Origin of the sequence: Luteococcus peritonei, from assembly GCF_039526385.1 — a bacterium.
GTDB classification, from domain to species: domain Bacteria; phylum Actinomycetota; class Actinomycetes; order Propionibacteriales; family Propionibacteriaceae; genus Luteococcus; species Luteococcus peritonei.
On record NZ_BAAAIX010000013.1, the window covers coordinates 1 to 20,457 of the forward strand.

Sequence of the window (20,457 nt, forward strand, 5' to 3'; positions counted from 1 at the left end):
ACACCAGACCCCGCAAGGTCTTGGACTACCGCACCCCAGCTGAAACACTCCAAGACATCATCGGTGTTGCACTGACCCCCTGAAGCCACCCCCGGATCCGGGATCGAGGGCGCGGATCTCAGGGTTGGACGCTCGTACCACCGGAACAGGGCCACAACAGCCGACGGCCCGGCACCCCATCGGGTGCCGGGCCGTCGTGCGACTGCTCGGATCAGGCCTTCTTGACGGCCTCGCGGACGATGTCCAGCTCGTCGGCGATCTCCTGGGGCAGCTTGTGACCGAAGCTCTCCAGCCAGTTCTCCAGGCGGGGCAGCTCGTCGGCCCACTCGTGCGGCACGTAGCGGGTGCACTCCTCGACGACGTCCTCGCCGATGCCCAGGCCGTCGATGTCCAGCTCGCCCTTGCCGGGGACGATGCCCACCGGGGTCTCCTGGCCCTCGACCTTGCCCTCGAGGCGGTCGATCATCCACTTCAGGACACGGCTGTTCTCGCCGAAGCCGGGCCACAGGAACTTGCCGTCGGCACCCTTGCGGAACCAGTTGGTGTAGAAGACCTTGGGCAGCTTGTCCGCCTCGGTCTTGTCGCCCATGTCCAGCCAGTGCTGCAGGTAGTCACCGACGTGGTAGCCCAGGAAGGGCAGCATGGCCATGGGGTCGCGGCGCAGCACGCCCACGGCGCCCTTGGCGGCCGCGGTGGTCTCCGAGGAACAGGTGGCACCCATGTAGACGCCGTGCTTCCAGTCGCGCGACTGGGTCACCAGCGGGATGGTGTTCTCGCGACGGCCACCGAAGATGATGATGTCGATCGGGACGCCGTTGGGGTTGTTGAAGTCCTCGGACAGGATCGGGCACTGCTCGATCGGGGTGCAGAAGCGGCTGTTCGGGTGCGCGGCCTTCTCGTCAGGACGGCCACCCTCCGGGCCGTTCTCCGGGGTCCAGGAGCGGCCCTTCCAGTCGGTGAGGTGCGGGGGCTTGACGGTGGTCATGCCCTCCCACCAGACGCCGCCGTGGTCGGTGAGGGCCACGTTGGTGAAGATGTTGTTGCCCTTCTCGATGGTGCGCATCGCGTTCGGGTTGGTGGCCGAACCGGTGCCGGGCGCCACGCCGAAGAAGCCGTTCTCCGGGTTGATGGCGTAGAGCCGGCCGTCCTGGCCGAAGCGCATCCAGGCGATGTCGTCGCCCAGGGTCTCGACCTTCCAGCCGGGGATGGTCGGGTCCAGCATGGCCAGGTTGGTCTTGCCGCAGGCGCTCGGGAAGGCGGCGGCGATGTGGTAGCTCTTGCCCTCGGGGCTGGTGAGCTTGAGGATCAGCATGTGCTCGGCCATCCAGCCCTCGTCACGACCCATCACCGAGGCGATGCGCAGGGCGTAGCACTTCTTGCCCAGCAGGGAGTTGCCGCCGTAGCCGGAGCCGTAGCTCCAGATGGTGCGCTCCTCGGGGAAGTGGACGATGTACTTGATGTCGCTGCACGGCCAGGCGACATCCTTCTGGCCGGGGCGCAGCGGCATGCCCACCGAGTGCAGGCAGGGGACGAACTTGGCCTCGCGCTTGGTCATCTCGTCCAGGGCGGCCTTGCCCATGCGGGTCATGACCTCCATGCTCAGCACGACGTAGGCGCTGTCGGAGATCTCGACGCCGAACTTGGGGTCCTCGGCGTCCAGCGGGCCCATGCAGAAGGGCATGACGTACATGGTGCGACCGCGCATGCAGCCGTCGTACAGCCCGACCATGATCTGCTTCATCTCGTCGGGGTGCATCCAGTTGTTGGTGGGACCGGCGTCCTCCTCCTTGGCGGAGCAGATGAAGGTCTGGTCCTCCACGCGGGCCACGTCGTCGGGGTCCGTGCGGGCGTAGATCGAGTTCGGCATCTCGGAGTCGTTCAGGCGGACCACGGTGCCGCCCTTCTCCAGCAGGTCGACGAGCTCGTTCCACTCGGCGTCGGAGCCGTCGCAGTAACGGATGGCCTCGGGCTGGGTGAGGGCAGCGGTCTCGTTCACCCAGTCGACGATGGACTGCAGCTTGGGGACCTCTCCATGGACGGGGATGTCCTTGACGTCCTTGCGATCGAACGTCTCGCGCTCGCCGTCCTCCTGGTAGACGACGGCGTCGGGGTTCACTCCGGGATACATGCTCACGTCTGGTGCTCTCCTTGTACTTCGGTGTACTTGGTGGCGCATCAGACCAGTAGTTCAACTGGTTCCAAATAAGACCACCGGGATGGGTTGTATCATTGCCCATCGGTGGAATTCATGTCCACTCGGGCGCCCGGGGTCGGTCGGCGGCGTCGCTGGGCTCGATTTGTGTCCCCGGCGGGGCGGGGGTAGAGTTACTACTCGCCCGCAAGGCACTGCACTCGTGGCTCAATGGATAGAGCATCTGACTACGGATCAGAAGGTTGGGGGTTCGAGTCCCTCCGAGTGCGCAACAGGATGCAGGAGGCTCGCAGCGCAAGCTGCGGGCCTCCTGTTCTGTGTTGTGGGAAATATCACAGGACCCGTTCCGCATCACGGGACGCCAGGGATCACCCCTCGACCCGCTGCTCCTCGGAGGCCGGCTGGTGCCTCGACGGCTACCCGCGCGCCGCTGCGTCCCTCCTTGTCCTCCCATCCCGCGGCTTGTTCTTCACCTCGCGCCCCGGGAAGGACGTTGCGCCGGCACTACACGCGCGACGCTGCATCCGGGGCGCGACGTTGCGCTTGGGGCGCGACGTGGCTGCCGGGGCGCAGCCAGTCGACCTGGTGCTGCCCGGGGTCCCGGATGTCCCTCGTCGACGGACGCAGCGTGCCCCCAGCGGGAGCCCACGGGGGAGTGGGCCTCTGCTGGGGGCACGGCCTGTCTGACGCGGGTTGCCGGGTACTGGCACCATCCCTGTCCCTGGGCGCCTCGTGAGCGCCGTCCGGATGTCGATCCGCCTGGCCTCGTGGGCCCGTGCGGTGGCACCAATCTCGCTCCGCGAGGGCAATCTGGGCAACAACCGGCAAAGAAATTGGTCACATTGCGCAGAATCAGGCCCAAGACCTGCGACAGACTGGTCACATCCTGTAGTCGCAGTGGTCAGGAGGACTGATGTACCAGCTCGACGAGACCGACCGTCGCATCCTCGCGGTGCTCGACGAGGACCCCCGCATGCCCGTGCTGCTGCTGGCCCAGAAGACCGGCCTGGCCCGCGGCACGGTGCAGGCCCGGCTGGAGCGCTATCGCGAGCACGGCATCCTGCGGCTGGCCTCCACCCGGATCCAGCCCGCCGCCCTGGGCTGCGGGCTGGCGGCCACCGTCTCCGCCGAACTCGACCAGCACCAGCTGGAGCGGGCCGTCGAGGCACTGCGTCGCATCCCCGAGGTGCTGGAGTGCTTCGCGCCGGCCGGCGGCACCGACCTGCTCTGCCGCGTCGTGGCGCGCGATCCCGACGACCTCTACCGGGTCAGCGAGGAGATCCGGCTGTGCCCGGGCATCCTGCGCACCTCCACCAGCGTCTTCCTGCGCGAGGTGGTGCCCTACCGGGTGCGGCCCTTGCTGGAGGCCGACCAGCCCGCTGCGGGGCGGGGCGCACCGGCGCGCCGCTCCTCCGCCCGCCAGGCGGCAACGGGAGGTTCGGCACGCAATCCGGCACCGCGTCGCCGCGGTTCGGGGCCCACCCGCACCTAGACTTGTGGGCGGGCGTCGCGGCGACGCCCCGAGCGAGGAAGTGGCCCCATGAGCACCATCATCTGGCTGGACCAGGCCGCCGAGGCAGCCCTGCTGGGAGGCAAGGGCGCCAACCTGTCCGAGCTGCTGCGGGCCGGTTTCCCAGTGCCCAACGGCTTCGTGGTCACCACCCGCGCCTACCGCGACTACCTCGATGCCCACGAGCTGGACGAACCGCTCGCGCGCGCCGTCGCGGCCGGTGACGACGAGGCCGCACGCGCCCTGTTCAGCGCGCCGTTGCCGGCCGACCTGGCCGCCCAGGTGCAGCAGGCCTGGCAGCAGCTGGGCGGCGGGCCGGTGGCCGTGCGCAGCTCCGGAACCGCCGAGGACCTGCCCCAGGCCAGCTTCGCCGGGCAGCAGGACAGCTTCCTCAATGTGCACGGCGCCGAGCAGGTCTGCGATGCGGTGCGGGCCTGTTTCGCCTCGCTGTGGACCCGGCGCGCGGTGGCCTACCGTGCCCGCCACGGCCTGGCCGAGAGCCCCGTCGCGCTGGCCGTGGTGGTGCAGAAGCTGGTCCCGGCCGAGGCCTCCGGCGTGATGTTCACCGCCAGCCCCACCACGGGAAGCCCTGACGAGGTGGTGATCCAGGCCGCCTTCGGGCTGGGGGAGAGCGTGGTCCAGGGCGGCGCTGCAGACACCCTGGTGGTGCGCGAGCGCGAGGTGGTGCAGCGCGAGACGGCGGACAAGCACTCCCAGAGCGTGGTGGCCGAGGGGCAGGGCGTCACCAGCCAGCAGCTGCCCCGGGCCCGGCGCCGTGAGGGGGTGCTGGACGACTCTGCTGCCGTCGAGCTGGCCGAGCTGGGGCGTCGCGTGGAAGGGCACTTCGGGTGCCCGCAGGACATCGAGTGGGTGCGCACCGACGGCGTCTTCGTGCTGGTGCAGTCACGCCCGGTGACCGTGCTGGCCGGCGAGGTCGGCCCGGTCCCCGAGGACTGGCCGGTCGACGACGAGAAGGCGATGTACGTGCGCGCCTCCATCGTCGAGCAGATGCCGGACCCGCTCTCGCCGCTCTTCGCGGACATGGTGCGTCCCGCCGTCGCCGAGTCGCTGCGGGAGGTGCTGGCCACCTACTTCGACGACACCACGCTGCAGCCGGGCGACATGGACCTGCCCACCATCAACGGCTATGCCTACTACCGCTACAGCCGCGAGGGAATGCTGCGACTGCTCAAGAAGAGCCCGCAGGCGATCGCCGCGGTGGCCGGGCGCAGCGAGTACAACGGCGAGAAGCTGTGGAACCAGGCGCATCCGCACTACGCCGCGCTGGTGCACGAGTGGGAGTCGAACACGCTGGACCACCTGTCCAGCCAGGAACTGCTCGACGGCGTGCAGGAGCTGCTCGACGCGGGTTGCCGCTACTACTCCAGCGTGCAGGCGCTGATCCCGCTGGCCGCCAGCGCGGAGATCCCCTTCGTGAAGCTCTACTCCACCGGCGCCCGCCATGCCGACGACCCGCCCGCCGAGGTCTTCCTGCTGGGCTTCGAGTCGCGCCCGATCCAGGCCGAGAGCTCGCTGTGGGCGCTGGCGCAGTGGACCCGCGGCCAGCAGCAGCTCGCCGACGCCCTGCGCCAGGGCCGCCCGCTGGGCCAGCTCGACGGCCTGCCCGGAGCCGAGGAGTTCGGACACCGGCTCGAGGCGCACCTGGAGCGTTACGGCCACACCGTCTACAACCTCGACTTCATGGTGCCGGTGCCGGCCGACGACCCGGCGCCGCTGCTGGAGACGCTGCGCTGGTACCTGTCGGGCCACGGCGAGGATCCGCAGGCCAGGCTGGCGCGGCAGGCCGAGGCGCGGCGGCAGGCCGAGGCCGGGGTGATCGACCGGCTGGACCCGGCCCGCAAGGCCATCCTCAAGCCCCTGCTGGACAAGGCCCAGCACCTGGCGCCGCTGCGCGAGGACGCGCTGGCCGACGTGGGTCTGGCCTGGCCGGTGATGCGCCGGATGCTCGCCGAGCTGGGCCGGCGGCTGGTCGACGTCGGCACCCTGCAGGACTCCGAGGAGGTCTACTGGCTGCACCTCGACGAGCTCACCGACCTGGTGGGGCGCCTGGACCGCTTCGAGGGCGACCAGCCCAGCCGCGCCGCCGACATCGCCGCCCGACGCGCCACCTGGCGTGGCCAGCGTGCCGCCACCCCGCCCCAGCTGCTGCCCCGCAATGCCTGGTACCGGATGTTCCACCGTTTCATGCCCGCCATGCAGGACCAGCAGGCCGGCCCCGTGATCCGGGGGCTCGGCGCCAGCCAGGGCCGGATCACCGGCCCGGTGCGCCTGCTGCGCGGCCCGGAGGACTTCGAGCGGATGGAGCCCGGCGACGTGCTGGTCAGCCCCATCACGACCCCCGCCTGGACCCCGCTGTTCGCGATGGCTGCCGCCGTGGTCACCGACGTGGGCGGCCCGCTCTCGCACAGCTCCATCGTGGCGCGCGAGTACGGGATCCCTGCCGTGCTGGGCACCGGTATCGCCACCCGGCGGCTGCGTGACGGGATGCTGGTCACCGTCGACGGTGACCGGGGCACCGTGACCCTGCCGCAGGGTGAGCAACCCATCGAGACCGGGTTCCGGCCGAAGGTGCCGTACAAGTTCGCGATCGGCGCGGCGGCGGCCGCGGCCGCCATGATTGCCCGGAGGGTGATGTGAGGCGCGGTGCCGCGGCGCTGGCCGTGCTGGTGATCGTGCTCCTGTCCGGGTGCTCCGACGAGCCGGAGCAGACCGAGCCGACGCCGAGCGGGCCCGGCCAGGTGGAGCTCGGCTACACCGTGCCCGCCGGGATGAAGGAGGTGACCGTGCCCGCCTCCAGCCCCAGCGGCGGCATGCGCTACGACATCAAGCTGTTCACCGGCTCCGACGGCTGCGAGCTGCGCGCGGTGCGCCTGCTGCTGCCCAAGGGGGACGGCACCCAGGACACCGATGCCACCTACAACATGCTGGGTGCCGTGATGGAGGCCTCCGGGGTGACGCAGTTCAAGACCGAGGGGCTGGCCGTGGCCGGCAGGCCCGGTCCGGTGCCCGCGCTGGCCATGGAGGGCAGCTCGTCGGCGCTGGACCTGCGCGCCGCCGGCCGGATGAGCAATGACTCGCTGCAGGGCTTCCAGCTGGTCTACGGCTGCCCGCGCGGCAAGCTCCAGGAGGAGACCTGGCACAACCTGCTCACCACCATGACGGTCGACGGCTTCACCGGATCCATCAAGCAGGACTGACCCCCCCACCCCTGGGGGTGGCCTGCTGCGGACCTGGTCGGGGGCGGGTGGCCGCGTGCTGTAGGAAGACACAGTGAACGTGCCCGACCTGACCTACCTGGTGGTGGGATTCGCCCTTCTGCTGGCCTCCCTGCTACCTGCCGCGCTGCGTCGGCTGCCGATGTCGGCGCCCATGGTGCTGGTGCTCTTCGGCGTCCTGCTCGGCCTGACGCCGGTGCCCGACGACTGGGTGGACCCGATGGCCCATCGCGCCGTCGTCGAGCACCTCACCGAGCTGTGCGTGCTGGTGGCCCTGATGGGCGTCGGGCTGGCCCTGGACCGCCCGATCAGCCTGCGACGCTGGCACACCTGGCGCGACTGGTCGGCCTCCTGGCGGCTGCTGCTGGTGGCGATGCCGTTGACCATCGCCGGAGTGGCCCTGGCGGGCTGGGGACTGATGGGCCTGGCCCCGGCCAGCGCGCTGCTGCTGGGTGCGGCGCTGGCGCCCACCGACCCGGTGCTGGCCAGCGACGTGCAGGTGGAGGGGCCGACGGCCGGCGTCGGTGCCGAGGAGCTGGACGAGGAGCACGAGGTGCGCTTCGGCCTCACCGCGGAGGCGGGCATGAACGACGGCCTGGCCTTCCCCTTCGTCTACGCGGCGATCGCCTGGGCCGGTGCGGGGGCCTTCGGGAGCTGGGCCTGGCACTGGCTGTGGTGGGACCTGCTGGCCCGGGTGGCGCTGGGCGTCGGTGCGGGTGTGGCCGTCGGCTGGCTGCTGGGTCGGCTGGCCTTCCGGCCCCCGCGTCGTGAGCTGCGACGGGTGCTCACCGGCGAACCGCTGCTGGCGCTGGCCTGCCTGGCGCTGTCCTACGGTGCCGCGGAGCTGGTGCACGGCTACGGCTTCCTGGCGGTCTTCTGCGCCGCGGTGACGATGCGCTGGATGGAACCCGACCATGCCCACCACCAGGCCATGCACGAGGTGACGGAGCGTCTGGAGCGGCTGCTCACCCTGCTGATGCTGCTGCTGATCGGCCTGGCCCCCACCAGCGGTGGGCTGGTCCACCTGAGCTGGTCGGGGGTGGCCGTGGGGCTGCTGCTGGTCTTCGTGATCCGTCCGCTGGCCGGTTGGCTCTCGCTGGTGGTGCGCAGCCGGCGCGAGCGCTCGGCCGGACGTCGTCTGAACCGCCGCGACATGGCGGTGACGGCCTTCTTCGGCGTGCGCGGGATCGGCACCATCTACTACCTGGCCTATGCCACCGGGCAGGCCAGCTTCGAGGGCATGGAGTCGCTGTGGACCACCGCGGCCTTCACCATCGTGCTCTCGGTGCTGGTGCACGGGGCCCTGTCCGGGCTGGCGATGGACTGGCTCGAGCGACGCAACCGCGTCGTCACCGGATGACCTCAGGCCCTCAGCCGTGGAGGGTCCGTCCCGGTCGCTGCGGGCGGGCGTCACCGCCGCGTCGGGCCAGCTCGGCCTCGGCGGCCTCGCGGCCACCGGACTCCAGCGCGGCCATCCGGGTGGTGGCCTGCCAGTGGAGCCTGCCGTCGCGACGGGCGGTCACCTGCAGCTCGCCGAGCTGGGCCTCGAGGGCACCGGGTGCCAGGCGGCCCTGCTCCACCAGCGGCACCGGCAGCACGAAGGCCTCGGCCAGCGGGCAGTACGCGTCCACCTCCAGCTGCCAGCGACGGCTGCGGCCGCGCAGCCGCCAGTGTCCGTCGGCCACCTGCGCCGTCACCGGGCTGGTGCCGGGATTGCCCAGCCGCACCTGTTCGCCGTCGGGGGTGCGCAGCACCAGGGCTGTCACCTCGGTGGTGAGCCGCGCATCACGCCCCGGCCGACCCAGGTGGATGGTGCCGCCGGCGAAGGCCAGGCAGGCGCTCGGCTCGTCGAAGCCCTGCGCCTGGCCCCACCACCAGTGCACCGGGAAACCGCCCCGGCCCCAGTTCTTCTCCGCATAGAGCTGCGAGCCCTCGAACCGCCAGTCGACGCCGGGAGCGGTGAAGCTGCCGTCCACCCGGCCGCCCAGTAGCCACGGGTGCCAGTACTGGTTCAGCCGCGGCACCAGCTGGAAGAGGCTGGAGCCGCCCAGCCGTCCCTGCCAGTCCACCTGGTCGGACAGGTCCACCCGCAGCCGGGCCTCGCCGATCCGCACGTCGAGGTGGTGACGGCTGGCGCGGAAGTGGCCCTGTTCGCCGAAGAGGTCCAGGTCCATCCCGGGGCCGGCGTGCACCCGGTCGAGCCGGGCCGTGGCCAGGGCCGTCGCCGGGTCGGCACCCATCCCGACGATCCCCCACGGCGCACCCCGCTGTGGCGTGCACAGGCCGGCCAGGGCGAAGACCACGCGTCCGGTGCCGGGGTCGGTGATCCGCCAGAACCAGCCGTCCATGCTCACCCCGCGGGCACCCACCAGGTCCCCGCCGGGCAGCTCGGCGCCGCTGGCGCGGTAGCGGCGTCGCAGGTGGTCGCCCAGGGTGCTCCAGGTGTTCACCTGGCCAGCCTAGGGTTGGCGCCAGCGCCACGGCACCCCCCGTCGCGGCGGGACAGGAATGGACGATGACGAGCATCTGGGCCCACCGGGGCGCCAGCAACCAGGCGCCGGAGAACACGCTGGCCGCGATCACACGTGCCGTCGAGCTGGGGGCCGACGGCGTGGAGATCGACGTGCAGCGCAGCGCCGACGGGCAACTGGTGGTGATCCACGACGAGACGGTGGACCGAACCACCAACGGCAGCGGGCGCGTGGTGCAGCTGGAATGGCCGGAGCTCAGCAGGCTGGATGCCAGCGGCGGGGACGAGCGCTTCACGGGGGAGCGGTTGCCCCTGCTGGAACAGGTGCTGGAGCTGCTGGCCCCCTCCGGCCTGGTGCTCAACGTCGAGCTGAAGGACTCCGTGGAGCGCTACCCGGGCCTGGACCTGCAGGTCGACGCCGCGGTGCGGGCCGCGGGCATGACCGGCAGGGTCTGGCTCAGCTCCTTCAACCACGTGGCCCTGGCCGCCACCCGCGACGCCGCGCTGGGACACCCCATCGGTCTGCTCCACGAGACCACGCTGTGGCGTCCGGAGCGCTATGCCGCCGACTTCGGCGCCCAGGCCCTCCATCCCCACCACCGCACGCTGCACGAGCCGGGGCTGGTGGACCGGATCCACGAGGCCGGGCTGCGGGTGCACCCGTGGACCGTCGACGCGCCCGAGGACCTGCGCGCGATGTTCTCGCTGGGCGTCGACGCGGTGATCACGAACCACGTGGAGCGGGCGCTGGAGCTGCGGGGCTGAGCCGCAGCGGGCAGGGGCGGGTGGATAGGTTGTCCCCATGGTCGACAACCCCTTCAAGCCCGAGCTGTGGGACGAGGTCCCCGGCTTCGGCTTCACCGACATCACCTACCATCGCGCCAAGCAGGTGCCCGCCGTCCGCGTGGCCATCAACCGGCCCGAGGTGCGCAATGCCTTCCGGCCGCACACCGTCGACGAGCTGTACACCGCGCTGGAGCATGCCCGCACCAGCGCGGATGTCGGCTGCGTGCTCCTCACCGGCAACGGCCCCAGCGCCAAGGACGGCGGCTGGGCCTTCTGCTCCGGCGGCGACCAGCGGATCCGCGGCAAGGCCGGTTACATGGCCGAGTCCGACGCCGGTGCCGCGGCCAACGACGGGTCCGCGAAGCCGTCGCCGATCGACCAGGCCAAGCTGGGCCGGCTGCACATCCTCGAGGTGCAGCGCCTGATCCGTTTCATGCCCAAGCCCGTGATCGCCCTGGTCAACGGCTGGGCGGCCGGCGGTGGTCACTCGCTGCACGTGGTCTGCGACATGACCCTGGCCAGCGCCGAGCACGCGAAGTTCAAGCAGACCGATGCCGACGTCGGCTCCTTCGACGCGGGCTTCGGCTCGGCCTACCTGGCCCGCCAGGTGGGGCAGAAGGTGGCCCGCGAGATCTTCTTCCTGGGCCAGACCTACGATGCCCAGCGCGCCTACGAGATGGGCACCGTCAACAAGGTGGTGCCGCACGCGCAGCTGGAGGACGAGGGCCTGGAGTGGGCCCGGCTGATCTGCGGCAAGTCGCCCACCGCCCAGCGCATGCTGAAGTACGCCTTCAATGCCATCGACGACGGGCTGATCGGCCAGCAGGTCTTCGCCGGCGAGACCACTCGCCTGGCCTACATGACCGACGAGGCCGTCGAGGGCCGCGACTCCTTCCTGCAGAAGCGCGATCCCGACTGGTCCGACTTCCCCTACTACTACTGAGCCGACCTTCCGCTGCGGCCCGACGAGGGCGGGTGGCGCAACAATGTCACGGTTTGGTGGGGGTACTCGCCCACCAAACCGTGACACTGTTCGCGGCGGGGGTCCTCACAGCCCCAGGAAGCGCAGCAGCGCTCCCTCGCCGCTGACCTCGACCGGATGGGGCGGGCGCACGAGGTCCTCGGGGTGGAGCACCACCCGGTGCTCCACGCGGGCCACGTCGCCGTCGGGGTGGAGGCTGCGACGGCTGCCATTGGGTCGGTAGCCCACCGCCCGGCTGACCCCCTGCGAGCGCCGGTTGCCCTCGAAGTAGCCCGAGGTCATCTCCACCGCGCCCAGCACGTCGAAGCCGAAGGCGCAGACCGCCTGGCGCATCAGCCGCCCGATGCCCCGCCCCTGGTGCTCTCGGGCCAACCAGGAGCCGGTCTCGATGGAGCGCACCACGGCGAAGTCCTTGGCGCTCATGTCCTGCACGCCCACCAGCCTCCCCTCGTGGCGCACCGCCAGCACCAGGTGCCAGGCCTCGGCGCGGCTGGAGGCGAAGCAGTCGTAGTAGAACTGCAGGGTGTTGCGGGCCAGGCGTTCGCCCTCCAGCTCGGCCCACCGGTTCAGGAAGGGCAGCTCGGCCGGCTCGTAGATGCCCGAGCGGATCAGCTCGACGATGGCGGGCACGTCCGCCTCGCGCACGTGGCGCAGCTCCAGCGGCCCGCAGCCGAGGTGCAGCCCGAAGGGCGGGTAGATCTGTTCCAGCGTCTCCATCGGCCCATCCCATCGTCCCGGAAGCGTTGGTGCCACTGCTTTTCCACGGACAAACCACCCTGTGGGGCGATGTCTGACGCGTCGAGGCTGCCTAGGGTGGCGCCATGACGCAGAACATCCAGCCCGAGCAGCCCGCCGTGGACCCGCAGCAGGCCGTCCAGGCCCTCGACGCGGACCAGGGCGTCGCGCCCGGCACCGACGCGGTCGGACGACCCTCCACCGGTGTCCCCGCCCCGGTCCAGCAGAACCCGCAGCAGGCCGACCCGGCGCAGCCGGCCGGCACCGGCCAGCAGGCCGCCGCTTCCCAGGGGCGGGCCCAGGGTGAGGTGATCGGCCAGGGCGCTCCCGGCGAGAATTCCAGCCAGATCAAGGATCCCGAGCAGTGGGCCACCGGCGACGAGCCGATGACCGACTCCCAGCGCTCCTACCTGGACAGCCTGGCCAAGCAGGCCGGCGAGACGCTGCCGGGCAACCTCACCAAGGCCCAGGCCTCGGAGCAGATCGACCGGCTGCAGCAGGCCACCGGACGCGCCCAGAACTGAGTCCGGGCCACGGCGCCGCCGCTGGTGCCGGGCACCCCGCGGGCTCAGCCGATGATGCCGGGCACCCGTCGGCCGTCCTCCAGATAGGTGCAGCTGCGCGTCTCCAGCCCCACCTTCATCCGGCGGGCGATGGCGGGGCGCAGCATCTCCATCGCCTCCGGCACGGTGACGAAGCGGTACTCGCTGATCTCGCCGCGCTTGATGCGGATGGTGGCGGCATCCTCGGCTGCCACCGTGCCGCAGTGGAAGAGCAGGCGCATGCCCATCTGGCGCCCGTCGCTGTGCGGACGGGTGTCCACCACCACCATCCGGCCGCGGCTCACCGGCAGCCCGGTCTCCTCCCGCACCTCGCGACGGCAGCACTGCCACGGGCTCTCACCGGCCCGCATCGAGCCGCCCGGGATGCTCCAGCCGGACTTGTAGCTGGGCTTGACCACCAGCAGCTTGCCCTGCCCGTCCAGCAGGATGGCGCCGCAGGAGACGGGGACCAGAGGAGAGGGGTGCCGGCTGCTGCCGTTCGGGGTGGCCACGGGCCCAGCATGCCGCACCTGAGAGCCAGCCCAAAAGCCGGTTCGGACACCGTTGTGGAGCGGTGCCGCCGGAGAGTTAGCATCAACCCTGGGCCGCCCACTGGCCCCAGAAGGAGAATCATGAACCAGCCTCGTCCTCGCGTCGTCATCGTCGGATCCGGCTTCGGCGGGCTGTTCGCGGCCAAGGCCCTGGCCGACGCCGATGTCGACATCGTGATGGTCGCCAAGACCACCCACCACCTCTTCCAGCCACTGCTCTACCAGGTGGCCACCGGCATCCTCTCGCCCGGCGAGATCGCGCCCGCCACCCGCGAGATCCTGGCCGACCAGAAGAACGTCCGGGTCCTGATGAGCGAGGTCACCGCCGTGGACCTGCCCACCCGCAAGCTGCGGGCCGAGGCGCTGGGCAATGTCACCTACATCAAGTACGACTACCTGATCGTCGCCGCCGGCGCCGGCCAGAGCTACTTCGGCAACGACCAGTTCGCCGTCTTCGCGCCGGGGATGAAGAGCATCGACGACGCGCTGGAGCTGCGCGCCCGCATCTTCGGCTCGCTCGAGGTCGCCGAGCTCACCGAGGACGCCGAGGAGCGCAAGCGCCTGCTCACCTATGTCGTCGTGGGCGCCGGCCCCACCGGCGTCGAGATGGCCGGCCAGATCCGTGAGCTGACCAGCAAGACCGTCGCCAAGGACTACCGCAACATCGACCCGCGCGAGGCCCGCGTGCTGCTGCTCGACGGCGCCGACCGCGTGCTGCCTCCCTTCGGGGAGCGACTCAGTGCCAAGGCCAAGGCACAGCTGGAGAAGATCGGCGTCGAGGTGAAGCTCGGCGGCATGGTCACCGACGTGGACGCGAACGGTCTGGAGCTCAAGTACAAGGACGGAAGCACCGAGCGCATCGAGGCCGGCTGCAAGGTCTGGGCCGCCGGCGTGCAGGCCAGCCCGCTGGGCCGGATGATCGCCGACCAGAGCGAGGCGCAGGTGGACCGCGCCGGGCGCCTCGAGGTGGAGCCCGACTGCTCCGTCCCCGGCCACCCCGAGGTCTTCGTGGTGGGCGACATGATGAGCCTCGACAAGCTGCCGGGCGTCGCCCAGGTGGCCATCCAGTCCGGCCAGTACGTGGCCCGCAAGATCGCCGGCGAGGTCTCCGGCAAGCCCGTCACCACCCCCTTCAAGTACTTCGACAAGGGTTCGATGGCGGTGATCAGCAAGTTCGGCGCCGTGGTGAAGATGGGCAAGCTGGAGCTGACCGGCTTCGTGGCCTGGGTGGCCTGGCTGGTGCTGCACCTGCTCTACATCGTCGGCTTCAAGGCCCAGGTCAGCACCCTGCTGCACTGGATCATCGCCTTCCTGACCGACTCCCGGGCGGAGCGCACCACCACGCGCCAGCAGATGGTGGGTCGCCTCGCGATCCAGCAGCTGGGCGACAACTTCAAGCCCACCATCACCGCCTCCCTGGACCCCACCCAGGTGGACCAGCGGGTGGGGGAGAAGAACCGGCGAGAGGTGCGCCCTCAGGAGCTCTGAGCACCCCGGACGCGAACAGCCCCGGACCCCGTGCAGGGGGTCCGGGGCTGTTGCCGTCTCGGGCGTCACCGCCGCCTCAGCGGGGCGGTGCCGTGCGTCAGTCGGCCAGGCCGTAGAGCCGGTCGCCGGCGTCGCCCAGGCCGGGCACGATGTAGCCGTGCTCGTTGAGCTTCTCGTCGACCGCGGCCACCACCAGGGTGCAGGGCACGTCGAGGTCCTCGACCAGCTTGCGGAAGTTCTCGATGCCCTCCGGGGCGGCGAGGATGCAGATGCAGGTGATGTGGTCCGCGCCGCGGTCCACGAGGAACTTCACGCAGCCGCCCAGCGAACCGCCGGTGGCCAGCATCGGGTCGAGCACGTAGCACTGGCGGGCGGACAGGTCCTGCGGCAGGCGCTCGGCGTAGGTGACCGGCTGCAGCGTCTCCTCGTTGCGCACCATGCCCACGAAGCCCACCTCGGCGGTCGGCATCATGTGCATCATGCCCTCGAGCATGCCCAGGCCGGCGCGCAGGATGGGCACCACCAGCGGCTGGGGCTTGCTCAGTGCCAGGCCCTTGGCCTCGGCCACGGGGGTCTGCACCGTGACCTCGTCCACGCGCACCTCCCGGGTGGCCTCGTAGCTGAGCAGGGTGACCAGTTCCTCCACCAGGGCACGGAAGGTGGGGGAGTCAGTCTTCTTGTCCCGCAGGAGGGTGAGCTTGTGGGTCACCAGGGGATGGTCGAGTACGCGCAGTTCCACGTCCCCAACTGTGGCACACCCGCGGTGGTGGGGGCAGCCAGGGGTGCCTCGGCGGGCTGGATGACCCGGCCGTTCCAGTGCTGCTCGAGGTGGTCTTGGATAGGCTGGACGGGTCTGCGAGGATGACACTGCAGCCAACGGCCAAGGAGGAATCGTGTGCCCGATCGACGATGAGGTGGACCCCTTCGAGGCTGGCGACACGACGCCGTCTCCCTACCTCGACGAGGACGTCGACGACTTCGAGATCGACGAGGTCGACGACGAGGACGACGAGTCCGACGACCTCGATGACGACGAGGACTCCGATGATGATGACGAGGACCTCGACGACTCCGACGACGACGATGATGACGACGAGGACGATGACGACGACGAGGATGATGACGACCTCGACGACGCGCTCCCGAACGAGATCGACATGGTGGTGGCCATCTACCGGGAGGACGGCGAGCCGGTGGCCGTGCCGATGGCGCTGGACCTGGCGAATGACCTGGACGAGCTGATCGACCAGCTGCGCCGCATCCCCGGTGATGCCGGGGCCACCGGCCTGGTCTCCATCGCGGGCGAGTTCTTCGTGGTCGTGCGGGTGCGCGGGCGCAATGTGCAGGTGCTGCTCAACGACTCGGTGGCCGCCAACGACTGGCCGATCGCCCGTGACGTGGCGGACTTCCTCAACGAGGACATCCCCGATCCCGACGACGACTCCGAGCTGATCGGTGACACCGGGATCCTTTCCGACCAGGGCGTCAGCGCCTTCGACATGGAGAACATCGCCGAGGACCTGGACGAGGAATCCGACGAGCTGCTGCGCCGGCTGGCGCGACGGATGAAGTTCGGGCCCCAGCTCGACAAGGCCGTCGCCGCCCAGAAGCACTGAGGGTGGCCAGCCGCTGGGACCGGGCCATGGGCCTGGCCCTGGAGCAGGCTGCCGCGGCGGCAGCCCATGACGACGTGCCGATCGGCGCCGTGGTGCTCGGCCCGGACGGCGAACTGCTCGCCCGGGCCGGCAACGAGCGCGAGCTGCACGGCGACCCCACCGCCCATGCCGAGGTGCTGGCGCTGCGTCGTGCCGCCGAGCAGGTGGGCGAGTGGCGGCTGGAGGGCTGCACCCTGGTGGTCACCCTGGAGCCCTGCACCATGTGCGCGGGGGCTGCCGTGCTCTCCCGGGTGGAGCGGATCGTCTTCGGCGCCTATGACGAGAAGGCCGGCGCGGTGGCTTCGCTCTTCGACGTGGTGCGCGATCCCCGGCTGAACCACCGCCCCCTGGTGAGCGGCGGGATCATGGCCGAGCCCTGTGCCGCGGTGCTGCGCGACTTCTTCGGCCGCCGGCCGGGCGCCTCCCCGGCCTGATCGCGGTCGGGTCTGCGGGCAGCAGCGGCATCGGGGACCGGACGACGCTCGATTGGCGTCCGCCCCGCCCACAGGTCTACGCTTGTCCACGGTGACGTGTCTGAGCGGCCGAAAGAGCTCGCCTCGAAAGCGAGTGTGGTGAAAGCCACCGAGGGTTCAAATCCCTCCGTCACCGCCAATCAGGAAGGCCCCGGAATCCACTGGATTCCGGGGCCTTTCGGCGTTCTGGGGGATCAGGCGGGGACGGCCTCGTCGGAGACGATCTCCTCACCGGAGCGCATCACGGCCAGCTGGCGCTTCAGACGGCGCAGCACCAGCGGGGCGTAGATGGCCAGGAAGACCACCGAGCCGGCCAGCAGCTCCAGGAAGGAGCGCAGCCGCAGGCTCTCCACCAGGTGCATCTTCTCGACGGTGTTCACCACCAGCCAGCAGGCCGTGGCGGCGGGGATGCAGGCCAGCACGGTGGGCACCATGGCGCCCAGCACGTCGCCCAGGCGGGCACCGGCGCGGTGCACGGCCCACAGGAAGATCGGCATGGCCACCAGCAGGGCGGTGACGATCTGCGCGCCGGCCGCACCATGGGTGCCCCAGCGCTTGGTGGCGACGTAGGTGAAGCCGAACAGCGCAGCGGTCCAGCCGATGTTGGCCCAGAGCACGCCACGGGAGTCACCGCGCGCGAACAGGTAGCCGGTGAAGGTGTCGAAGATGACGCGGATGGCGCCGTACATGCCGATGATGGCGAGCAGGGAGACCGCGGGCAGGTAGGCGGGCTTGTACAGGAAGAGAATCACCTGGCGGCTCATCACGGCCAGCATCACGCCGATCGGCAGCGAGGCCATCCAGGTGATGGAGGCGCCCAGGGTCAGCGCCGGGTCGCCCTTCCTCGGGTCGGAGCGGCTGAAGGCCGGCAGGGCGATGGAGCGCACCACGATGCCCAGCACGGAGACCGGCCAGTTGGAGATGTTGGAGGCCAGCGTGTAGTTGCCCAGCGCCACCTTGCCCTTGAGCGGGGAGACGACGATCCGGTCCACATTGCCCAGCAGCACCTGCAGCAGGTTCGCGCCGGCGACGGGCGCGCCGAAGGCCAGCACCGGGCGCACCAGCGAGCGCTCCCAGCCGAAGTCGGGGCGCCAGCGGGTGTAGTAGTACATCATCGAGATCTGGCAGGCCTGGCCCACCACGGCACCGATCGGCAGCGCCATCACGCCCATCGACGTGGTCACCAGCAGCAGCAGCGACAGCCCGTTGCTCACCACGAAGTTGACCATGTTCAGCACGAAGAGCTTCTGCTGCTCGATGTTGCGCACCAGGATCGCGTAGGGGACCATCCCGATGCCGCTGAGCAGCACCGACAGCGCGTAGACCCGGATCAGCGGGGCGCTCTCGGGCACCTTGAGGGCACCGGACAGCGGTTCGGCCAGCGCGACGATGAGCAGCGTGCCCATGGCGCAGAAGAGCAGGCCCAGCGTCGCGGTGGTGGGGATCTTGCGGCGCAGCGTCTCGTCGTCGGAGCGCACCAGGTCCGAACCCAGACCCATGTCGGCGAAGGTCAGCGTCATCTGGCCCACCATCATGGCGATGGCGAAGACGCCCAGCTGGTCCGGCGAGACCAGGTTGGCCACCACGATGCCGACCAGGAAGGTGCCGGCGCGCGAGATGACATTGCCGATCATCGACCACTTGGCGCCCTTGGTCACGGCACCGGCGAGGTCCTCCTCGACGGCGGCCGACGAGGTGGGGTCGAGCTCCTCCTGGCCAGTCTCGATGGCGCCGTCAGGGCTCACCTCGGATGGTGTCCGCTTGCCGTCCACTGCCACGCTGGTGCCTCCAGAATCGATGCTGCTGCCAGACCAGCATGCCTGACCCAAGCTGAGAGGCCGCGATGAAGATCCGCGGCGCCGGCCGTCGCAGGCCGCGCGACAAGGGGCGGAAGCCCTGCATGGCGACGGACGGGGTCTGGGATGATGGAGCGTGCCCTTCATCGACTTCACCATGCTGGTCGGTGCTGTCGTCGCGCTGGTGGCGGTCTTCGCCGCCCGGCTGGGCTCGCGGCTCGGGCTCCCGGCGCTGCTGATCTTCCTCTTCCTGGGCATGGCCATGGGCAATGCCGGCCTGGGCATCCCCTTCTCCGACGCCGATCTGGCCCACGGGCTGGGCTTCGCCGCCCTGGTGCTGATCCTGGCCGAGGGCGGCTTCACCACGAAGTGGGCCAACATCCGCCCGGCGATCGGGCTGGCCGGCATGCTGGCCACCGTCGGGATCGGCGTCAGCATCGTGCTGATGGCGCTCTTCGGGCACTTCCTGCTGCACCTGCCCTGGCCGATCGCCGTCCTGCTGGGCGCGGTCACCGCCCCCACCGACTCCGCCGCCGTCTTCGCGGTGCTGCGCGGCGTGCCCCTCCCCACCCGCGTCAAGGCGACGCTGGAGGCCGAGTCCGGCCTGAACGACGCCCCGACGGTGCTGCTGGTGGCGGCCGCCTCCGAGCTGGCGCTCGGCCATGCCCCCGAGCACGGCTACGGATGGGTGCTGCTGGAGGTGCTCTACGAGCTGGGCGGCGGCATCGCGCTGGGGCTGCTGCTGGGAGCCGTCGGCGTCTGGGTGCTGCGACGCATCGCGCTGCCCAGTTCCGGGCTGTACCCGCTGGCCGCGATGAGCTGGGCGATCGCCACCTACGGCATCGGGGTGTGGGCCCACCTGTCCGGCTTCGCCGCGGTCTACGTCTGCGCCGTGGTGCTGGGCAACGGCAAGCTGCCGCACCGCCACGCCACCCGCTCCTTCGCCGAGGGCATCGGCTGGATCGCGCAGATCGGGCTCTTCGTGATGCTGGGCCTGCTGGCCGACCCGGGCCGGATCGGCTGGCGGGCGGTGGCCACCGGCATCGCGGCCGGCCTCTTCCTGACCCTGGTGGCGCGCCCCGCCTCCGTGGTGGCCTCCACCAGCTGGTTCCGGATGCCCTGGCCGGATCAGGCCTTCCTGAGCTGGGCCGGCCTGCGCGGGGCGGTGCCGATCATCCTGGCCACGGTGCCGCTCAGCGCGCGGGTGCCCAATGCGGACCTGCTCTTCGACGTGGTGCTGGTCTTCGTCATCGTCTTCACCAGCCTGCAGGCACCCACGCTGCCCTGGGTGGGCCGCCGGCTCGGCCTGACCGACCCCAACGGCGCCTCCGACGTGGACATCGAGGCGGCACCGCTGGACAAGATCTCGGCCGACCTGCTGCAGATCCGCATCCCGGAAGGCTCCCACCTGTCCGGTGTTCGGGTGCGGGAGCTGCGCATGCCGCGCAATGCCGTGGTCTCGCTGGTGATCCGCGAGGGCAATTCCTTCGCCCCGCATGGCGAGAGCCGGCTGCGCTCCGGCGACGAGCTGCTGATCGTGACCCCTGGTGCACTGCGCGTCGAGGTGGAGCGTCGCCTCACCGAGATCGGCCGAGGCGGCCGGCTGGCCCGCTGGAACGACGGCCTGGACTGACGGGCGGGCCGGGCCCGCTCCTCGGCAACAGCCAGTGGGCACTAGCCTTCCGCCCATGGCTAGCACCCCCACGCGCCGCGGCGCCCCCATGACCCTGATCACCCTGGCCGGGGTGCTGGCGCTCTGCGCCTGCGGTGGGATGACACCGCCGATGCCGGAGCCCACCCCCGACCCCGACGCGCTCGTCGCGGTGACCAGCCAGGGCAACCAGGGTGCCGTGCGTGAGGTACTGGTGAGGCAGTCGGGCGAGGCCAGCTGGCGGCTGGAGTGCGGTGGGCGCGGGGAGCTGGCCTGGTCGATCGGGGTGGAGCGCGGCACGATCGACGGCCAGGGTGGCGAGATGACCTGTCCCGGCACCACGGTGGGAAGAACCTCCAGCTGGCTGCGGGGGACCAGGTGACCCTGTCGCTCACCGTCACCGATGGAGAGCCGAAGGCATTGCTGGAAG

At 70.7% G+C, this 20,457-nt stretch carries 18 protein-coding genes and 2 tRNA genes; 14 read left to right on the forward strand and 6 right to left on the reverse strand.

The features are described from left to right. Positions 1-211 precede the first annotated feature (211 nt). On the reverse strand, positions 212-2,128 hold the full coding sequence (locus tag ABD073_RS05125; RefSeq protein ID WP_343873141.1) for a phosphoenolpyruvate carboxykinase (GTP): 1,917 nt from the start codon (positions 2,126-2,128) through the stop codon (positions 212-214). Positions 2,129-2,348: 220 nt separating this feature from the next. On the opposite strand from ABD073_RS05125, the gene ABD073_RS05130 reads away from it, so the two are divergent. The 5 genes from ABD073_RS05130 (at position 2,349) to ABD073_RS05150 (ending at position 8,258) form a co-directional block, all read left to right on the forward strand. Further along, positions 2,349-2,421 (forward strand) — tRNA-Arg (locus ABD073_RS05130). Between the two features lie 644 nt (positions 2,422-3,065). Then, positions 3,066-3,644: an Lrp/AsnC family transcriptional regulator gene (locus tag ABD073_RS05135; protein WP_343872833.1), complete on the forward strand. Its 579-nt coding sequence runs from the start codon at positions 3,066-3,068 to the stop codon at positions 3,642-3,644. 48 nt (positions 3,645-3,692) lie between these two features. Then, on the forward strand, positions 3,693-6,320 hold the full coding sequence (locus ABD073_RS05140) for a PEP/pyruvate-binding domain-containing protein (protein ID WP_343872835.1): 2,628 nt from the start codon (positions 3,693-3,695) through the stop codon (positions 6,318-6,320). Next, the gene (locus ABD073_RS05145; RefSeq protein ID WP_343872836.1) at positions 6,317-6,880 is read left to right on the forward strand and encodes a hypothetical protein; all 564 of its coding nucleotides are present in this window, start codon (positions 6,317-6,319) and stop codon (positions 6,878-6,880) included. The genes ABD073_RS05140 and ABD073_RS05145 overlap by 4 nt, the downstream gene beginning before the upstream one ends. 73 nt (positions 6,881-6,953) lie before the next feature. Beyond that, positions 6,954-8,258 carry a cation:proton antiporter gene (locus ABD073_RS05150; protein WP_343872837.1) on the forward strand — a complete coding sequence of 435 codons (1,305 nt, stop codon included), beginning with the start codon at positions 6,954-6,956 and terminating at the stop codon, positions 8,256-8,258. 10 nt (positions 8,259-8,268) lie between these two features. Here the strand turns inward: ABD073_RS05150 and ABD073_RS05155 are convergent, their stop codons facing one another. Continuing rightward, positions 8,269-9,348 (reverse strand): tocopherol cyclase family protein, encoded by a 1,080-nt coding sequence (locus ABD073_RS05155; RefSeq protein ID WP_343872838.1) that lies wholly within the window; start codon positions 9,346-9,348, stop codon positions 8,269-8,271. Between the two features lie 65 nt (positions 9,349-9,413). Between ABD073_RS05155 and ABD073_RS05160 the strand changes: the two genes are divergently transcribed. Both ABD073_RS05160 and ABD073_RS05165 read left to right on the forward strand, forming a co-directional pair. Continuing rightward, positions 9,414-10,133, forward strand: coding sequence for a glycerophosphodiester phosphodiesterase (locus ABD073_RS05160; protein ID WP_343872840.1), 720 nt, complete (start codon positions 9,414-9,416; stop codon positions 10,131-10,133). A 37-nt stretch (positions 10,134-10,170) separates the two neighbouring features. Continuing rightward, positions 10,171-11,097 (forward strand): 1,4-dihydroxy-2-naphthoyl-CoA synthase, encoded by a 927-nt coding sequence (locus ABD073_RS05165; protein WP_343872843.1) that lies wholly within the window; start codon positions 10,171-10,173, stop codon positions 11,095-11,097. Between the two features lie 105 nt (positions 11,098-11,202). Here the strand turns inward: ABD073_RS05165 and ABD073_RS05170 are convergent, their stop codons facing one another. Beyond that, entirely contained in the window at positions 11,203-11,853 is a 651-nt protein-coding gene (locus ABD073_RS05170; protein ID WP_343872844.1) for a GNAT family N-acetyltransferase, read from the reverse strand. Positions 11,854-11,957: 104 nt separating this feature from the next. On the opposite strand from ABD073_RS05170, the gene ABD073_RS05175 reads away from it, so the two are divergent. After that, positions 11,958-12,395 (forward strand): DUF3072 domain-containing protein, encoded by a 438-nt coding sequence (locus tag ABD073_RS05175; protein WP_343872845.1) that lies wholly within the window; start codon positions 11,958-11,960, stop codon positions 12,393-12,395. 44 nt (positions 12,396-12,439) lie between these two features. Here the strand turns inward: ABD073_RS05175 and ABD073_RS05180 are convergent, their stop codons facing one another. Continuing rightward, positions 12,440-12,925, reverse strand: coding sequence for an NUDIX domain-containing protein (locus tag ABD073_RS05180; protein ID WP_343872846.1), 486 nt, complete (start codon positions 12,923-12,925; stop codon positions 12,440-12,442). Between the two features lie 120 nt (positions 12,926-13,045). Here ABD073_RS05180 and ABD073_RS05185 point away from each other — a divergent pair, with 120 nt between their 5' ends. Further along, on the forward strand, positions 13,046-14,452 hold the full coding sequence (locus ABD073_RS05185) for an NAD(P)/FAD-dependent oxidoreductase (protein WP_343872847.1): 1,407 nt from the start codon (positions 13,046-13,048) through the stop codon (positions 14,450-14,452). Positions 14,453-14,549: 97 nt separating this feature from the next. On the opposite strand, the gene upp is transcribed toward ABD073_RS05185, so the two are convergent. Beyond that, the gene (upp, locus tag ABD073_RS05190) at positions 14,550-15,191 is read right to left on the reverse strand and encodes a uracil phosphoribosyltransferase (RefSeq protein ID WP_343872848.1); all 642 of its coding nucleotides are present in this window, start codon (positions 15,189-15,191) and stop codon (positions 14,550-14,552) included. Positions 15,192-15,435: 244 nt separating this feature from the next. On the opposite strand from upp, the gene ABD073_RS05195 reads away from it, so the two are divergent. The 3 genes from ABD073_RS05195 (at position 15,436) to ABD073_RS05205 (ending at position 16,719) form a co-directional block, all read left to right on the forward strand. Further along, complete coding sequence (locus ABD073_RS05195) at positions 15,436-16,068, forward strand: tRNA adenosine deaminase-associated protein (RefSeq protein ID WP_343873143.1); 633 nt, start codon at positions 15,436-15,438, stop codon at positions 16,066-16,068. A 26-nt stretch (positions 16,069-16,094) separates the two neighbouring features. Continuing rightward, positions 16,095-16,541: a nucleoside deaminase gene (locus ABD073_RS05200; RefSeq protein ID WP_343873144.1), complete on the forward strand. Its 447-nt coding sequence runs from the start codon at positions 16,095-16,097 to the stop codon at positions 16,539-16,541. 90 nt (positions 16,542-16,631) lie between these two features. Next, a tRNA-Ser gene (locus ABD073_RS05205) sits at positions 16,632-16,719 on the forward strand. 55 nt (positions 16,720-16,774) lie between these two features. Here ABD073_RS05205 and ABD073_RS05210 read toward each other — a convergent pair. Continuing rightward, positions 16,775-18,325: an oligosaccharide flippase family protein gene (locus tag ABD073_RS05210; protein ID WP_343872849.1), complete on the reverse strand. Its 1,551-nt coding sequence runs from the start codon at positions 18,323-18,325 to the stop codon at positions 16,775-16,777. 208 nt (positions 18,326-18,533) lie between these two features. Here ABD073_RS05210 and ABD073_RS05215 point away from each other — a divergent pair, with 208 nt between their 5' ends. Both ABD073_RS05215 and ABD073_RS05220 read left to right on the forward strand, forming a co-directional pair. Next, positions 18,534-20,009: a potassium/proton antiporter gene (locus tag ABD073_RS05215; protein ID WP_343873145.1), complete on the forward strand. Its 1,476-nt coding sequence runs from the start codon at positions 18,534-18,536 to the stop codon at positions 20,007-20,009. A 55-nt stretch (positions 20,010-20,064) separates the two neighbouring features. Continuing rightward, positions 20,065-20,409, forward strand: coding sequence for a hypothetical protein (locus ABD073_RS05220; RefSeq protein WP_343872850.1), 345 nt, complete (start codon positions 20,065-20,067; stop codon positions 20,407-20,409). Positions 20,410-20,457 lie beyond the last annotated feature (48 nt).